We start from the raw sequence: 15112 nt of genomic DNA on the forward strand, positions 1-15112 counted from the left end.
TTGGTAATAACCACAAAAAAACCAGTCATGATTGACTGGTTTTTTATTGCCCGCTTGCCCGCTTGCCCGCTTGCCCGCTTGCCCGCTTGCCCGCTTGCCCGCTTGCCCGCTTGCCCGCAGTATGATGTTGTTGGCAATCTATTACGTATATACGCAAAAGCGATATAAATTTGGCCGCAATTCGTTTGTTATTCATATCGTTATCTACTACTTCAACATGCAGCCCGTTGTCACAATTGATGGCTACTCATTTACGCTAGATATCTATGTGATTAGCGTATTCGCCCTTATGATATGAGAGAACTTGTTTCTCGTTGAGATAGAGATGGAACTGAGGTAGAGGTAGAGGTAGAGGTGGAGTTGAGTCGCAAAGTCTATGCGACTCTTAGATTTGCTATATATAAAGCTTTTCTGCCGTTAGTACTTTTTTTAGATAGTGCTTTGTCTCATCGTAAGGCAAGCCAGTCTGCAACGCTTCGAGTACGCGCTGTGGAGACATAGAGTTAATGATCTTCGCTGCATCTCGAATATTCCTAGATTTATTTGAATTGAACACTCTAGCAACATTTCCTGCTCCCGTATTGTACGCGGCTATCATGCAGTACTTTCTGCTTAACGGATCTTTGATATTACTTAAATATCTATCGTTTAACAGATGAAGATAAGCTGTACCCGCTTCAATATTGTTATTCACGACATACAAATATGGTGCGCTCATCGGTTCATCAATTTTAAACAAAAAACGATTTACATCGACCCCTGCACTTGTCGGTACAACTTGCATCAAGCCATAGGCCGGGATATGTGACTTTGCCAGTGGATTGAAGTGACTTTCAGTATGCATCACCGCTAATACCAAACTAGCATCCACTTCAAAGCGCTCACTGTGCTTGGCAATATTGTCTGTGTATGATGAGGCTCTTTTTTTAGCTAAACTCCCCTGAGGAAGCTTGATGGTAACTTTAGTTACCTTTTCATCATTTTGACCAGCTATCTGTCTGACTGACTGCGCCAAGTTTTGAATGCGCTTAACTTCTAATTGCTCTAATTTTGCTTTATCTTCAGCAAGCTTATCTGAAACCTCTGAAGTGCTCGTTTGTGGCAAAGCGAGCTTTTCATCAGCCTTCTTTTCCAGCAATTGCTTTTGTTCAACCGTCTGTTGTTTTATCTTGGCTTTTGCGTCGATAATGGCACTTACTTTCAAGTTTCTATCAATTTCATAATCTTGATAAGTTGCCTCTTCTAGAGAAGATTGTTCTCCGCTAAAAAAGCTCTGTATGAGTGCATTTTCCGATTGCCTAAAGCGTTCAAATTCACGCTTTACATCTGCCTTTGATGGTGCGCCCTCTCCTTCATGACGAATACTCAACACAATTTCATTGCGTTCAAAATCAACTTCAAGTCGTGCACGATTGTCTTCAGAATAGGAAACATACTCACTTTGTGACGCAATTTTAGCCTCACCCCACTCTTTGATCAACGTATCTCTAAACGCATCATATTCAGCTAAGTGCTGTTCAACAAACTCTTCGTATTCACCTAAGTGCTGAGCTTTAAATTGTTCAAACTCAGACTGTTCTGAGGTTGTTTCAGGACCTGACTGCTTCTTGCTATCATAGTCCTGCATCTCTTTCGACAATTCACCAAAAAGTGTTGCTGTACTTGCAAAAGCAGTACTTACTACAAACTGAGAAGCGATTGTCAATGCTAGTACTTTCTTCACTTTAAAATCCTTACAAGCCAAAAACGCGCCGTGGGCGCGTTTTATTAGTTGGTCAATCTAGCAATTTCTTTTTCTAAATCTTTTTCTGCTTTATATGCTTTGAACTCTTGATACAAGAATTTTTCGTCTTGTGGATTGATCTCTTTTTTGCTCTCTTTAATTACGTCTTTAAATAGAGAGTGAGTAAGCTGCGGTGATAAAACCACGAGTGAGCAGTAATAGTCTTTACCGCCAATTTCCACAACGTCAGCTTTATTTACACGAGAACCATTGAGCGTTTGCTTAGTTAATTGTTTTGATACTGAACTAAATGTCGAACCTACTGTCGTATCATCATTCGCATCTGTGCGATTTGCAAATGTCTTATCTAAACCTTCAATTCGAGTTTCGATTTGCTGTGCTAACGCTAAGCGAGCATTCGCCACAGAATGTTTTTGGTCAATTGAAATATTACCAGAGAATTTAACACAATCAGCAGCAGCGATACCATTTTCAATCGTTGGGTTTAATACCCAATCAGGGATATTCACTTTTGACTGAGAAGCAGACTTATCTTGTGTTGAGCTACAACCTGCCAAGATCCCTGTAACAAGCACAGTTGTAAGTAGCGATTTAAGTTTCATGGTATTTTCCTTCGTAAGATTAATTGCCTAAAGCGATGATTTAAATTTAACAAAAGGCTGGGCTAATTACAGTAATAAATTGTAAGAACGATTTTTTACAACTTTATTCTTTAAAAAATCTAAAAAAATCTTAAACTTGCTGACAATATAACTGAATTAATTGGTATAGTCACTGTCATGTTTTTTACAAGTCATGGATGTCAACGTGCAAGTTAATACTTATTTCAAGTCGCACTTTTCTTTCTTAACAGTAGTTTATGTACTTCTGCTAAGTGGATGCCAAAGTACACCAGCAAACAAAAGCGCTATCCTACTCGCTCAGCAAGGGGAGTTTGAATCGGCGAAGCAAGCTATTCGAACAGATTATTCACCTGTAGGTAAAAGTAAATTGTTACATTACCTAGAGCTTGGCATGTTAAATCACTTACAAGGTAATTATCAACGCAGCAACGAGCTGCTAAATGAAGCCCAGCAAATCATAGAGGATCAGTACACAATCAGCGTATCTGAGAGAGCTTTAGCACTTGTGAGTGGTCCCACTTATACAACATATGCAGGTAAAATATATCATCGACCACTGATCAACTTTTACAAAGCGCTCAATTACAATGCACTTGCCAACCAGAGTGACATTGACCGGCAAGCCTATTTGGACTCTGCACTCGTTGAAATGCGCCAACTTGATACTTACTTAAGTGGGTTGAAAGATAGAACTGGTGGTTATGATGACCAAGATCAACCATCCGGTTTAGACAGCTTAACTGAGCAAATTAATAACATCACAAGACCACTGTTCGCGCCAAACGATTTACTCAAAGATATTGAATATAAAGATGACGCATTTGCCCACTATGTCAGTGGCATTTTATTTGAGCGCAGTGAAGAGCTAGACTCGGCAAGAATTCAATATCAAAGAGCGATACAGGCATTTGAAGGAGGATTCGCCAAACAGTATGCTATTAGCGATAGTATCGTCTTACAAATTAAGCGCGATCTACTGCGCGTTATGGAGCAAGCAGGTGGCTACGACAGTGAAGTTTTCGCATTGCGAAAAACGCTAAACATAACCAAAAGCACACAACCTCAACCTGTGTTAAACATATTTCAAAATATTGGAATTGGCCCTCAAAGAAAGCAGTTTAACTTGCTTTTACGCGCAGATAAGGAAGCAAAAGCGTTAGTCATGACGCCCATACTGTGGGGCACGCAGCACGAACAACAAGCGCAAATGCGATGGTTTCAAATGCTCTATGCTGACACCAGCTTATTTGATTTAATGCAAAACTATGCAACTGGCGATATTGGTGATGTCGCAATGGGTGCCTTAACCAAACGAATTCCACTCGGACCAATCTGGGATGATGCGGTCGATATTGGTTTAATCAGCGCTTTGGAATACGGCAGCCGAATTTCTGTAACTTACCTAGAACCGCTGAAACAACAAATTAAGCGCTCAGAAGTGTGGGTTAATAATAAAAAAATTGCCGACTTGGATAAAATTTACTCCGTAAGCCTTCTGACGCTGCAAGATGCACTGAATAATGCGAACTCTGAAATTCAAATTGCGCTTGCAAGAGAACTGGTCAAAGCACTCACTGCACAAAAAGCGATTTCAGCAACAGGATTAAACTCTCAGTTTTCCGGCTTTGCTAAATTTGCCACATCCGTTGTCAATGCGGTCACTGCGTCCGCTGATCTAAGACAATGGCAATCTTTGCCAGCACAAGTTAATTACGTGCAACTTCCAATTTCAAAGGGCAAGCACGTGATCACATTAAAAACACATTTAACATCTGGGCAGGTGATCGAACAGTCAGAAACGATCCAAGTCTTGGATGAAATAACGCTTTGGCATACCCGCACTTTTTTAGAGCAAACGCGTGTAGCCACACCAGAATCAACTTTTTTATAATGGAAAATTGTTATGAAATGTAATAAAACCTTACTAAAACTCACTCCGCTTTTCGTGGCTTGTACACTTGCTGTTTCTGGTTGTTCATCAACCAAAGTACAGAGAGTAGATGCAAATCAAGAGGTTGCATTATCTGACAAATGGAATGCAAAGGACTCTCAATTAGTTGCTGAAGCCATGATAAACGATATGCTGAGCTTCCCATGGGTTAACGATCACTTACAAAGAGAAGGATCTAAACCTGCTATTATCATCCAATCGGTACGCAATAAATCACACCAACACATCGCTGTTGATACTTTTTTAAATGATCTAAAACGGTCAATATTGCGTAGCGGTCAGGCTGACTTTGTCGCCAATAAAGACGTTCGACGTGAAATACGTGAAGAACGCAAAGATCAAGAGCTTAACTCTAGTTTAGAAACTCAAAATGAAATGGGACAAGAGTACGGTGCTGATTACGCTCTTTCAGGAACTATCAACTCATTTGTTGACGAGCAAGGCGGCGATCGCGTGACCTTCTATCAAGTTGACTTACGATTGATAGACATGACTACAAACCGTGAGGTATGGAATGGACAAAAGAAAATTCAAAAGTTGCAGGAGCGTTCGCGTTTTGGCTTCTAAACCCCTTGTAGCGACACTGTTTAGTGTCGCTCTGATTGCTGGCTGTCAGAGCAACTCGGCAAAGCAAGTAAAGGAAAATACAACGCCACAGTGGATAACTGTGACTCCGACTTCAAGTTATATGATATATGGTGTTGGTAACGCTCAGAACACAGGTGATATGCAACAAGCCAAGCTTGCTGCGCAGGAGTCTGCTCGGTTAGCGCTTGCCAAGCAATTAAACGTCACGATTTCTGCAAATACAACGATAAAGCAGCAAGCTGATAATAAGTCGATGACTTTTCATATCGATGAATACATTCAGTCAAAAGTGCCCAACATACAGTTGCAAGGCGTCAAGATTGAAGATGAATATATCAGTGTCGACAGTAAAACGGCCTACGCACTAGCTGCATTTAACCGTACCGAAGCCGTAATGCAAACTGAATTATCGATTAGTGCAATTGACGATGAGATTAGCCACTTCCAGTTTGCCCGCACTCAGAGCAAGAGCCTTGCACTAAAAAATGCCGTGGCTTTAAAGCAGCTCGGTGTTAAACGTGACAAGTACAATAATTACTTGCAAATGCTACAAGCTGCTCACGTAGCCATACCCAGCGCGGTACGTGCAAAGCTAAATGCAGCGGATGCTTTGCTTAACAACGTCAGCTTCAGTATAAGTGCCGATAGTCAAAAGCATCAAAAAGTCAGAGACATGCTTGCTCAAGCCCTTTCTAGTCAAGGTATCAAGGTCACCGATAAGAATGCCGACTTTACTTTGAAATTTAGGGTCGATTGGCAAGACATGAAAAAGGCTGGTACATATTACAGTCTAGCTGAGAGCTATTTGGTAATAACTGAACAAGGCGAAGAAAAAGCCCACTTTAATGCCAAAGTAAAAGCAGCTTCAAGTTTTGAAGACACGGCAAAAAGCAACGCGATGGGCAAATTGGCAGACAAATTAGGCCAGCAACTGGCCAAGTTTGTTGTTACCGGTAAGTCTTAAGTTCATCAGTGATACTTGTCAAAAATTAAAAAAGGCCCAAAGGCCTTTTTTAATTTTCTTGTGAATACTTTTCTAACTGATCTTTTAAGTTTGGCGGCACACCTTTAATTGTCAGTGTATCGTTTACTGGGTCATAAACCACGCGCTCACCTAGGTGCTTTCGTTCAAAACCGACGCTTACACCACCACCCATGCCTGAAAACTTCACCATGGCCGTCACGGTTTTTTTATCAAGCGGGAATGATTCTTCTAATTCATACCCTTGCTCTTTATAAAAGTCTTCAAATTGCACATCGGATGATTTCGACAGAGTATCTGATAAACCTTCAATATCAGCATCTTCACCACTATTGATACAGTCATTACAATAATCAAACACTTCCTTTCTGATCACATCTTTTTCTGCCTTTTCAAACTGCTGTTCAGCCAAGTAATCTTCTACAGCATGCAGCATAGTTTGAGATTGCTGTTTGGGATCTACTCCTTCTGCACACCCTAAGAAATCTAAGAAAAAGTCAGCGACCTTGCGGCCTGCCCGTCCTTTAATAAAGGATATATAACGATTTTCGTCTGCCTGAGTATCCCATGCTGTTAGATCGATTCGAGCTGCCAATTGCATACGAGCAATATCCAAGTGCCTCGAACTGGCCAAATCTAATTCAGACGTGATCGAATAATGTTCTTTTATACTAATTTGTGCAATTAGCATATAATCACAACCGACATATTGATAATGACAAAAAACTAAATAGCCCGTTTCATGAAACGCATATTTATTTAGTTCTTCTTTTAAAACTTCCGTTGCCTGTTGCGTCAGGTGCCAAAAACCAAGCTCATTATTACGATAGCTCTGCATGGCAGATGCTACCGTGCTGTTTTTGTCTCCATCAAATGCACAGAAACCTTTGCCTGGCTTTCCATTATATGCGTGGTGCAACTGTTCAATAAAAACATTGACCCGATCATTAATGATCATTTCATCTTCGCGTAAATGGATTTGCGTTTCTTCGTCTTGCTTGTCTACATAATGTACAACAAGCTTTTTCACCTCAATGCTCATCTTTGTTTTTAACGCCTCTGGTGTTAGAATATGAAGAATTGTAACTCTATTAATTTGAACCAACCGATGCCAATTCAGTCTAAATATTCCAATGAACAAGTAGAACAAATTGTTGATAGTTTAATCAATGTACTCCAAGAGCACAAAGCACCTGTCGACTTAAGTTTAATGTGTTTAGGAAATTCTATCACGCACATTCTAAAAGAGCATGTGCCAGAGAGTAAAAGACAAGATGTCGCTGACAATTTTGCTAAGGCGCTTACTCAATCGGTAAAATAACGGAATGAATTTAACACCACATAGTCCTTTTTCTTCAAAAGCGAGTCAACTGCTAAGTTGGGGACACTGGTTTACCTTTGCCAATATTGGGCTAGTGCTTGTTATAGCACTGGCTTACTTGGCAGCAGACGCAGCACCAAGCAGTATGATTGGCTGGGTATACATGTTTGTAACTTGGATCAGTCATACCAGCTTTATAACATTTTGTGCTTTTGTCTTAACCGTTTTTCCTCTCAGTTTGATATTCCCTTACCCCCGTCATATACGAGGGATGGCGGCAATCATTGCAACATTCGGCATATCAGTGCTGTGTCTTGATGCGTTTGTGTACTATCAACATGGCTATCACCTTAGCGTTCAATCTTTACCAGAGATCATTTCTCTTCTGATTGGCATGATCAATGGACTCTCTGTGCTTACAACGGCGATAATCCTACTCGGCTTTATTGCAATATTAAGCTTTGAGCTAATTGTCGGTAATCATGCTTGGCGTCATTTGGATAAGCTAAAATCGTATCGATTTCCAAAATATGCAACCGCATTGCTAGTAACCTGCTTTGCCACTAGCCATTTAATGCATGTTTGGGCCGACGCGAATAACTATTTTGATATTACAAAGCAGGATAATGTTTTACCGCTGTCATACCCAACTACAGCTAAAACTCTACTTGCAAGACATGAGTTATTAGATTTAAACGAATATCAACAAGCGAGAACGGTACGTTTAGAAAACGCCACCACTCACTTCCAAATTCCCAGCAGCTTGCCACAATGCGAGTTCAATGCTGCGCCTGTCGATATTATTGTCCTCAATAGTTCATTGGCGTCTGATAAACAGCAAACCCTCAACGGCGATTTTCTAACTCATTCACAGGTACTGGTGCCCACAAATACGAGCGACCACTACTTTAATTTAGTGTACGGACTACCAGCATATTATCGAAACACCATAACTGAAAATCACTTGTCACCTATTTGGAATACGCAAAATGTACTTGCCATCGCCCAAGGTAACCCTTTTAAGTACCTCGATGAGCATACTACCGACGCTAAAGTGAATTTTTACTTTACTTCCGAAGTACCAGTACTGGACGACAAAAACGCGTATATCATTGTCGAGCACCCTGTCGGTAGCGATATTGTGACACAAACAGCACTGCATACTAACTTGCCTTATTTCGCAAATCATAAAGGCCTGATGCAAGGGACCGATATTTTAGTGACTTTGCTTGATAAGCACTTTAATTGTAGAGAGCTGGCTGCACAGACTATGATCGGAAATGTTTCAGGCAATAATGAACTAAACCAAGGAGTAAACTACTCCCAAGGTGTTTTAATTACTTATAAAAAAGACCGAATAATATTGGTCAACCACGATGGTAGACACAAGCAAATTTCCGCTAAAGAAGGGTTTCATATCGAGCAAAAAATGGATATTCCTTTTCTTGTTCACAGTATTAAATCACTCAAAAAGTTTACAGCAAAAGCACCTAATCCTTAATTAGGTGCTTTAACTTCTCCTAAATATGATTCTTTCCTGCAATTATGATTTTCGTCTATAGTTAGGATATATGTGATAACAGGGAGACGTCGCTATGAAATTAACTTTTTTATTGTGTTTATTCTTTTTTGCTAATATCGGTAATACCAAAACCACGGTAACCTACTACAAGTGCATGACAGATAAAAGCACAATATTTAGCCAACACCCCTGTTCCAACAGCGCACAACAATACACTCTTACACACTCTGATCCGCAAGCTAATGTTCCATCAGAGCAGCATTTTAAAACATTGAATCAATTAGAGCGCAAACAGATTATTCGTAATTTGAAACACGCATTGCGTGCAAAAAAGCAACACGCAGCAATATTGGGTCGTAAACGCGATGAAGCAGCAAGAAAGCAACAACGCAGAGTCACGCGATTGATGGATGACGATCGCCGAAAAGCAACCGTAAAAGATGTTAAAAAGCAGCTAAAATCGATAAACAAAGACTATTTACAGAAAGTAAAAGTACTAAATAAAGAAATTGCTCAAATTGAAAAAAAGCTCAAACGACTTGAGTAATCGTTGACCAAATTCTCACCGCCCATCGCATAAAGTTTTCAAACAAGAGTGCGCAATACACACTTAGCTTTCGTGAAGTTGGTATGACACTCCCCTTTCATATTTGCCAAATCATAATGTTCCAAGCTAAAGTATGGACAATATCAAAGCAAATATGCTTGATAATTTAGCTTCACATCCTGCATAGGTACACCTAATAACGATTAATAATAGGATGTTTTATACCGTAAAAGGATAACTTATGGACCCTCAAGATATCGCTTTTTTAATTATTTCCGGGTTTAAAAAGCACTATACTCTGTTTCAGAATATGACGGTACAAGTTCCACAAGCCTTCATTTCACAACAGTGGGCCACCATAGAAAGAATAAGTAAGTCTAGAATTAGCCACTATGATCAGCGAGTGCAAGAAACAGTCAACATTTTAAAGCTGCAATTCCCTTCAAACCATATTTGCGACAATTTGTGGCACCAAGTAAAACAGGCCTACATTCAAATTTTGACTTTTCACCCACAAGCCGAACTCGCGGAAACCTTTTATAATTCAGTCTTTTGCCATCTTTTTCATCATAGCTATTTCAATAATGACTTTATCTTTGTATCTAGCACAAAGCAGGGCGAGCCACTTTTGCCTGTTGAAGCTGAATACCGCAGTTACTTTCCTGTTTTGGAAGGGATGAGAAAAACCATAGAACAAATGTTTGCTGATGCAGAACTGCAGGCTGAATTTCAGGACCTGAGCCAAGATATTCGCCAATTACAAAAAGCCTTTTTAAAACAAGCACCGAATACTCACCACCAGCATTTCAGAATGCGATTTGATATCTTAAAATCGCCATTTTACCGTAACAAGAGTGCCTATATTGTTGGAAGAGTTGTCTCTTGCTCAGGCGTACAGCCATTTATCATCGCATTGCTGCACCACCCAAATGGCAAGCTAAAAATAGATGCGTTGATCACCAATGCATCGCAAATGAGCCTGATCTTTGGTTTTGCTCGCGCTTATTTCCTTGTAGAAACCCACGCACCTTCAGCAATGGTGAGCTTTTTAAACCAATTAATGCCAAGTAAAACCAGAGCGGAACTCTACAACTCAATAGGCTTTCACAAACACGGTAAAACCGAGTTCTATCGAGACTTTCTAAACCACCAAGAAAATAACAACGAGCAGTTTTCTATCGCACCTGGTACTCCTGGCATGGTAATGCTTGTATTCACCCTGCCCTCTTTTCCTTATGTATTCAAAGTAATAAAAGATGAATTTTCACCAAGCAAGCCCTTTGGTAAAGAGACTGTACTAGCAAGGTACCAGCTAGTAAAAAACCATGACAGAGTCGGTAGAATGGCTGATACACTCGAGTACTCCAATGTGGTTATTCCAAAAGCGCTGATAGAACCGATGCTGCTGCAACAAATAGAAAGCAAAATCGCCAGCAATATTACACAAGAAGATGACTTTATTATTATTAAGCACATGTATATCGAGCGACGAATAACCCCGCTCAACCTTTTTTTACAAAGTGCCTCTGACGAGCAAATTGAGCATGCTATTAGAGATTACGGTGATGCCATTAAAGAAATGCTGTCGGTAAACATTTTCCCTGGTGATATGCTGTTAAAAAACTTTGGTGTCAGCCGTCATAATAGAGTGATATTTTATGATTATGATGAAGTACAATACCTCACCGATATGACATTCAAGCCATTGCCCAAAACATCACTTGATGACTTGTATTCGGGGCAAAGCTTACCATCATGCGCACCAAATGATGTATTTCCAGAGCAAATGTGTACATTTGTGCTGACAAACCCTAAACTCAAAGCGGTATTTGAGCGCTTCCACCCTGAGCTTTTGTTGCCATCATATTGGCAAAAAATGCAAAGGGACATACGACAACACATCACAAAACACGTTTATCCATATCCGCAATGCCAGCGGTTTGGAAATCACAATAACAAGAAAGGAACATTGTGAACATTAGTAAAATTGACCTTAACTTGCTTGTATACTTGGATACTCTTCTCCGAGAGTGCAATGTCACGCGTGCAGCCAATCAATTAAGTATCACACAACCAGCCATGAGTAATGGTCTAAAACGGCTACGAAACTTATTCAATGACCCCATTTTAGTGCGTACCAGTGAGGGAATGGTGCCTACAGAGCGTGCTTTGGAGCTGCAACCTGTTATTCGCGGTATTTTAATGACTCTAGAAGAAACGCTAGCACCGAATAGAGAGTTTGAAGCCAGTCAAAGTAAACGTGTATTTCGAATTATGGCCAGTGATTATGCTGCGAGCACTTTGGCACCAAAGCTGCTGGCGAAACTACACAATGAGGCACCTGACACAACTCTCGATATACTTACGCCCAGTGACGTAACATTCCATGATGTTGAAAATGGCAAAGTAGATATGGCCATCAACCGTTTCGAAAACCTACCACAATCTTTTCATCATAAACAAATCTGGAAAGATAGTTTTAGCTGCTTGGTCAAATCAGATAATCCAATTAAAGAAGACTTTACATTAGAAGCCTATTTGAATGCACGGCATATTTGGGTAAGTAAAACAGGGTTTGGCGTTGGCGTTGGTATGAACCCCGAAGATGTGCAAAAACTTGGCTGGGTTGATGAAGCTTTGGCCAACTTTGGCAAACATAGAAATATTGCCACTTTTACGCGTAATTATCATGTCGCTATTCACTTGGCAAAAGAGCAAAATTTAATTGCTACACTGCCCTCAAAAGCCGCCAATATTTATCGAGATGACGCTTCACTCGCCGTTTTAGAACCACCTTTTCCAATCCCACCATTTGAGCTAGATATGATTTGGAGCCCGTTGTTGCATAGGGACGCAAGCCATGTTTGGTTAAGGCAGAAAATTGCAGAAGTCGCCGAGGAAATTAAATAATGGCAACGCAAAGTTATAAAAAGCTTGTAGAGCATTACCAATCCATTGATAATTTTGAACATCTCAGAGCAATTTGCAGCTGGGATCAAGCCACTTTTATGCCTTCTGGGGGAGCAGATAGCCGTGCCGAGGCAATGGCGGAGCTCGCGGTTCACCTTCATAAATTACATACTGCGCCTCATTTGGCCGAGCTGTTTGAACTTGCCAAAGATGAAAATTTGGACACGACGCAACAGGCAAGTGTCAAAGAAATGCACAGAACGTGGCAGCTACAAACCGTATTACCAGCTGAACTAGTAAAAGCCAAAAGCCTAGCTGGCGCTAAGTGCGAGCATCAATGGCGCATACAACGACAAGAGAATGACTGGCATGGCTTTCTAAAAAATTTTGAACCTGTGGTTGCTTTGAGCCAAGAAGAAGCTCAGATCAGAGCTTCATCATCCAGAATGACCCCCTATGATGCCATGCTAGACATCTATGAGCCGGGAATGTGCAGCACGCAGCTTAACCAGCTATTTGGTGATGTCGCTACTTGGTTGCCTCAAATGATTCAAACCGCAGCACAAGATTACTCGCCTAACCACACAGCTCAATATCCTGTAGAGCAGCAAGAATTGCTCGCCCATGAGCTCATGGCACTACTTGGTTTTAACTTTAATCATGGCCGATTGGATACTAGCGTGCACCCTTTTTGTGGTGGTACCAGCCAAGATACGCGAATCACTACACGCTATGGTGAAAGTGAATTTGTCAATGCCATGATGGGCGTGATCCACGAAACCGGACATGCATGCTATGAACAAAACTTACCTCAGTCACTCGCAAAGTTACCAGTCGGTAAGGCTCGCTCAATGGCTATTCATGAATCTCAATCTCTCTTTTATGAAATGCAAATTGCAAGAAGCCCAGAGTTTATTGCCTTATTGAGCGATCGAGCAAGCCACTACTTCCCAAAGTATGCAGCAATTAATAAAACACAAAATTTAATAGCACAATTACAGCGTGTTGAACCAAGCTTGATCCGTGTAGATGCAGATGAAGTCACCTATCCTGCACATGTTATTTTACGTTATGAAATTGAACGAGATTTGATTAACGGCGACATCCAAAGTAAAGATATTCCGCAGCTGTGGGACCTAAAAATGTCACAGCTTTTGGGTATTTCTACCAAAGACAATTACAAAGATGGTTGTATGCAGGATATTCATTGGACTGACGGCAGCTTTGGCTACTTCCCGAGTTACACTCTAGGTGCCATGTATGCGGCACAGTTCAAACATACAATGGCCAAAACCATCAATATTCCTCAACAGATCAACAGTCGAGACCTCAAGCCGATTTATGATTGGTTAAACACCCAAATATGGCAAAAAGCCAGCCTGCTCTCGACTCAAGATTTAATGGTTCAAGCAACTGGTACAGGTTTGGACGTCAGCATATTTAAATCCCACCTTCAGCACCGTTACTGTAAAGCTTAACAATTGAGCTAATGCCTAGCATTTAGGCATTAGCTTCATTGCTCTCTAATTTTGCCGCCTGTATTTTATTTACTAAAAACTGAGCAGTTTCCTTCAGTGGTGCATCCTCAATTTGTTGCATACGATACTCAATGAAGCTCTCTAATCTATCGCCTCTAAGCGCTAGTAAACATTTACTTATGGAATTATCTACGTACTCATTTAACGAAACAGTTGCACTCCAATGCAATGAGTTAGCCCACTGCAATACATGACTCAACTCGCTGGGAGTAATTTCTCCGCAAACGCACTGCGACATGAGTGCAATATCAAGTAGTGATTCTTTTTGTAATTGTTCGAATTTCATTCTCGACTCCTTCAATTTGACGGCCAGCTATTTAAGACTGTATTACTGAACATATAAAACTACATCCTTATTGTCACTTAAAAAATATACAAGTTGATGTCCATGCACTAGCCTTAAAATTGGGCAACTCAAATGGCAAACAATGTCCAGGCAATATTTAATCATTTCATTGATAATTTGGCTCATGTGCAACTCGGCATCTGCACGTGAAGAAATACCTGTACCTGTTGATAGAGATATCTACAAGTATGCAAAAAGCATTTTAAACAACCGAACAATTGAGGATATCACCCCCGATATATTCTCACACCCTCTATGCCAAAGAGATGTGGTAGACTTACTCCTCATTCAAAAAGCACTTCAAATTGGCAAAGCTCGGGTGTCTCTGAAATTCTTTATGATTGACCATGAAGAACGCGAAGAAATCTTATTGCAATCTGGCTTATCAGTGATCAGTGTCGATACTCTTTGGTATTCGAGCACACAAGAACTCAGCGATGATGTCTATATCTCCTCTCCCATAATTAGAAAAGGAGAATACTTTGCCGGGGTTTATACTGCGTCTCACCGCGTTGAGGAACTAGGTAGTAAAATAGACTCTGATTTTTCAAAGGTCACAGTGATCAGCAATAAAGATTGGGCTGTCGACTGGTCAACGATTCAATTACTATCCCCTAAACAGCTATTTAATGAAACAGACTGGACAATCATGGCGCGTCTAGTCAGCAATGGCTGGGTTGATATTATGCTCATTCCATTCAACAATAAAACGCCATTTAAATACACGGGGAAAGGCTATAGTGTTGAAGCTATTCAAGGGATTAAAGTTGCCTTACAAGATAGCCGCCACTTCGTCGTAAGTAAAAAGCACCAACATAGTCAAGCGATTTTTAATGCGTTAGAAATGGGAATAAAACAACTCAGAGCTTCAAAATTTATAGAGAGTTCATATAGAAATTGCGGGTTTCTAAACGTTTTGGTTGATAAATGGCGCGAAATACCCTAGAAAAATCGTATTTTTAGTAGTTTCTACTCAGATTCATATTTTCTCCACTTTGTTCCAATATTGTTCCCACGTTGAAAACTCACCAATAGGGATC

At 40.5% G+C, this 15112-nt stretch carries 15 protein-coding genes; 10 read left to right on the top strand and 5 right to left on the bottom strand.

What is annotated here, in order from left to right; translation table 11 throughout:
- Positions 1–43: 43 nt before the first annotated feature.
- From QNM18_RS23185 to QNM18_RS23195, 3 genes are all read right to left on the bottom strand, one after another.
- Positions 44–196, bottom strand: coding sequence for a hypothetical protein (locus QNM18_RS23185; protein WP_284138576.1), 153 nt, complete (start codon positions 194–196; stop codon positions 44–46).
- Between the two features lie 198 nt (positions 197–394).
- On the bottom strand, positions 395–1723 hold the full coding sequence (locus QNM18_RS23190) for a murein transglycosylase domain-containing protein (RefSeq protein ID WP_284138577.1): 1329 nt from the start codon (positions 1721–1723) through the stop codon (positions 395–397).
- 44 nt (positions 1724–1767) lie between these two features.
- The gene (locus QNM18_RS23195; protein WP_023402172.1) at positions 1768–2346 is read right to left on the bottom strand and encodes an LPP20 family lipoprotein; all 579 of its coding nucleotides are present in this window, start codon (positions 2344–2346) and stop codon (positions 1768–1770) included.
- 205 nt (positions 2347–2551) lie between these two features.
- Here QNM18_RS23195 and QNM18_RS23200 point away from each other — a divergent pair, with 205 nt between their 5' ends.
- Genes QNM18_RS23200 through QNM18_RS23210 form a run of 3 tightly spaced genes read left to right on the top strand, consistent with a single transcriptional unit; the run spans position 2552 to position 5870 of the window.
- Positions 2552–4258, top strand: a complete 1707-nt coding sequence (locus QNM18_RS23200; RefSeq protein WP_284138578.1) for a COG3014 family protein — start codon at positions 2552–2554, stop codon at positions 4256–4258.
- Between the two features lie 12 nt (positions 4259–4270).
- Complete coding sequence (locus QNM18_RS23205) at positions 4271–4885, top strand: penicillin-binding protein activator LpoB (RefSeq protein WP_211008960.1); 615 nt, start codon at positions 4271–4273, stop codon at positions 4883–4885.
- Positions 4875–5870: an LPP20 family lipoprotein gene (locus tag QNM18_RS23210; protein ID WP_211008959.1), complete on the top strand. Its 996-nt coding sequence runs from the start codon at positions 4875–4877 to the stop codon at positions 5868–5870. The genes QNM18_RS23205 and QNM18_RS23210 overlap by 11 nt, the downstream gene beginning before the upstream one ends.
- 49 nt (positions 5871–5919) lie before the next feature.
- Here QNM18_RS23210 and yejK read toward each other — a convergent pair whose 3' ends face one another.
- The gene (gene yejK / locus QNM18_RS23215; protein ID WP_211008958.1) at positions 5920–6930 is read right to left on the bottom strand and encodes a nucleoid-associated protein YejK; all 1011 of its coding nucleotides are present in this window, start codon (positions 6928–6930) and stop codon (positions 5920–5922) included.
- 66 nt (positions 6931–6996) lie between these two features.
- Between yejK and QNM18_RS23220 the strand changes: the two genes are divergently transcribed.
- The 6 genes from QNM18_RS23220 to QNM18_RS23245 all read left to right on the top strand — a co-directional run bounded on the left by QNM18_RS23220 (position 6997) and on the right by QNM18_RS23245 (position 13666).
- The gene (locus tag QNM18_RS23220) at positions 6997–7209 is read left to right on the top strand and encodes a YejL family protein (RefSeq protein ID WP_023402177.1); all 213 of its coding nucleotides are present in this window, start codon (positions 6997–6999) and stop codon (positions 7207–7209) included.
- A gap of 4 nt (positions 7210–7213) precedes the next feature.
- Positions 7214–8710: a DUF3413 domain-containing protein gene (locus QNM18_RS23225; RefSeq protein ID WP_284138579.1), complete on the top strand. Its 1497-nt coding sequence runs from the start codon at positions 7214–7216 to the stop codon at positions 8708–8710.
- Positions 8711–8804: 94 nt separating this feature from the next.
- Entirely contained in the window at positions 8805–9278 is a 474-nt protein-coding gene (locus QNM18_RS23230; protein ID WP_284138580.1) for a DUF4124 domain-containing protein, read from the top strand.
- A gap of 241 nt (positions 9279–9519) precedes the next feature.
- Positions 9520–11253 carry a bifunctional isocitrate dehydrogenase kinase/phosphatase gene (gene aceK / locus QNM18_RS23235; RefSeq protein ID WP_284138581.1) on the top strand — a complete coding sequence of 578 codons (1734 nt, stop codon included), beginning with the start codon at positions 9520–9522 and terminating at the stop codon, positions 11251–11253.
- Entirely contained in the window at positions 11250–12188 is a 939-nt protein-coding gene (locus QNM18_RS23240) for a LysR family transcriptional regulator (protein ID WP_211008954.1), read from the top strand. Before aceK ends, QNM18_RS23240 begins: the two co-directional genes overlap by 4 nt.
- The gene (locus QNM18_RS23245) at positions 12188–13666 is read left to right on the top strand and encodes a carboxypeptidase M32 (protein ID WP_284138582.1); all 1479 of its coding nucleotides are present in this window, start codon (positions 12188–12190) and stop codon (positions 13664–13666) included. Before QNM18_RS23240 ends, QNM18_RS23245 begins: the two co-directional genes overlap by 1 nt.
- Positions 13667–13688: 22 nt before the next feature.
- Here QNM18_RS23245 and QNM18_RS23250 read toward each other — a convergent pair whose 3' ends face one another.
- Positions 13689–14012 (bottom strand): hypothetical protein, encoded by a 324-nt coding sequence (locus tag QNM18_RS23250; RefSeq protein WP_284138583.1) that lies wholly within the window; start codon positions 14010–14012, stop codon positions 13689–13691.
- Between the two features lie 184 nt (positions 14013–14196).
- On the opposite strand from QNM18_RS23250, the gene QNM18_RS23255 reads away from it, so the two are divergent.
- Complete coding sequence (locus tag QNM18_RS23255) at positions 14197–15018, top strand: hypothetical protein (RefSeq protein WP_284138584.1); 822 nt, start codon at positions 14197–14199, stop codon at positions 15016–15018.
- Positions 15019–15112: the final 94 nt, after the last annotated feature.

This window comes from Pseudoalteromonas obscura, assembly GCF_030135505.1.
Classification (GTDB): domain Bacteria; phylum Pseudomonadota; class Gammaproteobacteria; order Enterobacterales; family Alteromonadaceae; genus Pseudoalteromonas; species Pseudoalteromonas obscura.